The organism is Saccharopolyspora sp. NPDC000995 (assembly GCF_053599315.1).
This window is the reverse complement of record NZ_JBSFLZ010000257.1, coordinates 1-3356: the sequence shown is the minus strand read 5'-3', so window position 1 is coordinate 3356 and position 3356 is coordinate 1. Positions and strand designations below refer to the sequence as shown.

The following is a 3356-nucleotide window of genomic DNA, read 5'->3' as shown; positions in this document are numbered from 1 at the left end:
CGACCTGGGCACGCACATCCGGACGGAAATCCGCCGGCAACGCGGCCAAACGCTCCTCTAAATGCCCGACCAACCCCGCCAACTCAACAACCACATCCGGCTTAACAGCCGCAGCCGACGCAACCCGCGACGAACTTCCACCAGCAGACGATGCCGTGGCCTGCGTCGCCGGAGACACACGCATGCGTTTCCTGGGCGGTTCGGTCAGCAACTCGGCCGCCGCAGGAGACTCCCCTGACCACCCCGCCGCCTGATCCTCCCGCCCCGCCCCGGCCCGGGCGGCCACCCCGCTGCCCTCCGTACCCAGCCTGTCCGCCACCTCCTCCACCGATGCCTCCAGAGCCGTAAGCCGCTTATTCAACTCCGCCCTCCCGGCGGCCCTTGCTGCCTTCCGTGCCGCAGACGTGTTGGTCTGGCTTGGTCCTGGGGTGCCCGTCCACTTGATCACCGGGGCCGGGTGTGCTCCTTCCGCGTAACGCGGCACAGCCGAGCGGTTTACCCCCGCCCGCAACTCCGAACCGTGCTCGACCACCTCGCCGTCGCGAGAACGGAGGAACCAACGGCCAGTTCCCTCGCCGTCGACAAACTTCGGCAACACACGACCATCCGACGTCACAACCGTTTCCGTAGCGTGAATCGCAGCATCGGCGGTCTGCCACACGTCGGCATCAGTCCCCCATATCTTCTCCGCGCCCACCGCGTCCGCGAACCGATCCGCAAACGAGGCCACACCCTCCACCGGCCGCCGCGACGCACCACAACCCAAAAACGCCACCGGCAAGCCCGCCACGAACCGCTGGTCCGCTCGCACCCGCGCAGCGAACTCCTCCGGCGTTTCCCATAGGCCATCCGGCAGCACCGCCCACCCATCCGGGGTCACATGCACACCCACCACCTGCACACCCCGCAAACCCCGCGCCAGCCGCAGTACCTGCTCAACCGCCCCACTATCACCCGCCAAGAACATCATCGGCTCCACACGCGACCACTGTTCGAGCTGCCGCATCTCTTCCAGCTGCGAGTCAATCCAGCCCAGCTCCGCCGGGGTCCAGCTCTTCTTCTTCGTGATCTGCCACGCTTCCGTAACGCGGTTTTGCACATCCGGACGGAAATCTGTCGGCAACGCCGCCAAATTCCTCGCCATACGCCCGATCAATCCCGCCAACTCAACAACCGCAGGCGGCTTGACAACCGCAGCCGACGCAGCCCGCGACGAACTCCCACCAGCAGACGGTGCCGTGGCCTGCCGTTCCCAAGACACGCGCATGCGTTTCCTGGGCGGTTCGAGCGTCGAATCGCCATCCGCAATCTCAGCCAGTTCCGCCTGCACCGCCTCAATACGCCCCGGCAGCGCCTCCCATTCCTTCCGCAGGCCCGCGTCCGTCTCCGACAACTCATTCCAGTCCGCCCGCAGGATCCACTGCCACCCCTTCAACGGCTCCAACTCCGCCTGCCGAGCCTGGAGCTCCTCCAGCGCCCCCCGCAACCGAGCAACCCGCGAATCCCGCTTCTGCGTCTTCTTCTCTTTCCGTTCCTTTCGCAACGACTGAACGGCAGCGGTAGCTTCCGCTACCCGATGACGGATCGTGTTGAGCTGCGTGTAGTTTTCAACAGGCAACCACTCCGCGATCTTGGGTTCATATTTGTCCCGCAGGGCAGCGTTTTTCTCCTCCGCCAGAATTTGCCGCAGAGACCCCACCAAATTTTGCAAATCGGAGGTCAGCTTCCTCCTGACCTCAACTTCGGAATCCTCGTTTCCCAGCACCCGTTCGACAGCATCATTGTCCGGCAAACCACTAAGCGCCTTGCCCACCGCCACGCGCCGGTAATACATCTGTTGCTCTTTAGACCGAGCCTCGTCCGCTCCAGGGGCCGGGTCCACCGTGGCGGAAAGCAAGCGATGGGTAGTAATCGGGTCCGCGCCGCCACTTGTGTCACCAGTCAGGTAACGGACCAGTTTCCACCGCAGCTGCTGCAACCGCGGATCACCTTGCGGGTTCGTCATCAATTGCCGCAACTGCTGATCATCCCGCGGGTTTTTCAGCAACTCGTGTGCCATCACATCCCGGAAGGACGGCGACTCCTTGAGAGAACCCAAGACCTTCTCCGCCGGAGCATACAAACGGTCCACGGCAGCTGGACCTTGTTCGTTGGCCAACTGCCGCAACGCCTGCCCGGCCTCCTCGAAGGTCTGCCGTACCGATCTAATCTGAGAAATAATGCGCAGTCCGGGGTCACGGTCCCCCCGCACAGTCGGGACAGCAACGGCCCCAACCTCCGCCTGGTTGCCAGCACGATCTGCCTGCCAATGCGCCTCTTCCGCTCTCGTCTCCTCGAACGCGCCGCGAGGCAAACCACTCACCGCCTCGCCAAGGTCACCAATGTCATCGGCCAGATAACCGGCCATTTCCGCCCGCACCGCCTGAACACCGCTCCAGTCGCTTGGATGCTCGCCCATCCAGTGCGCCAGCACATTCCGGAACCGCTCCGACGCCTTCAGCGGCCCCAAAACCACGTCCGCGTCAGCCAACAACCGGTCCACAGCATCACGACCCACGAACCCGGCCCACTCCTCCAACTCCGCCGCGGCCCGCGCATACCGCTGGTCCCAGTCCCGCGCCGCCAACTCACGTAGTTTTCGATCCCACGCCAAGGTGCCCGCGTCATCCCCGGGATGACTCAGAATGTGGTGCGCCATCACATTCCGCAGCCCGTCATGGCCTCCAAAAGCCCCCATGCTCGACTGCACTTTAACCAACAGTTCGTCCACAGGCAGCCCCTGCTCGCGCATCCCCTCCAGCCCAGCGTTCGCGTTAGCGATCAACTCACTCAACTCGGCCGCCGCAGAAGACTCCCCTGACCACCCCGCTCCCGGCCCCTCCGGCCTTGCCCCGGCCCTGATCGCCAGGCCGCTGCCCCGCGTACCCAGGCGTTCCGCCAACGCCAACGCCCGGGAAAACTTCACCACCTGCTCCCAGTGATCACCGCCGAGCGCGGGGTGCTCGGCCGCGACCAGCGCCACCACATCCTCCAGCGACACCGCAGCATCCTCACGAGCCAACAGCCGGGTGTCATGCGTGCCGTGCACAATCCGCTCCGCTGTACCACCGAACTCCCGCGATCCACTGGAGTGGTGCGACTCCGGCGGCTCCGCGTCTCCCCTCAAGCGATCAAGCCGCTCCAGCAGCTCTGCCCGTTCCTCCTCGCCGAAGACGCTCTCGGTGTCGTCGGTGTCATCGGTCTCCGCATCACGCGGGACTCCCTCAGTGGACTGCGACCGCGTGTCCCTACCCGGGGCCGGCCCCGCACCCGCACTCACGACCATCGCCGCGAGCGTCAGATCATGCAGTCGCCCC

General features: G+C 65.1%; 1 protein-coding gene and 1 pseudogene. One reads left to right on the top strand and one right to left on the bottom strand.

Going from position 1 to position 3356, the window contains the following annotated elements:
- Positions 1–2833, bottom strand: a pseudogene (locus ACWDKQ_RS35525) (hypothetical protein); the annotation flags it as partial.
- A gap of 144 nt (positions 2834–2977) precedes the next feature.
- Between ACWDKQ_RS35525 and ACWDKQ_RS35520 the strand changes: the two are divergent.
- Positions 2978–3356, top strand: a 379-nt coding sequence (locus tag ACWDKQ_RS35520) for a hypothetical protein (protein ID WP_450143131.1), incomplete at its 3' end; no start/stop codon positions are given.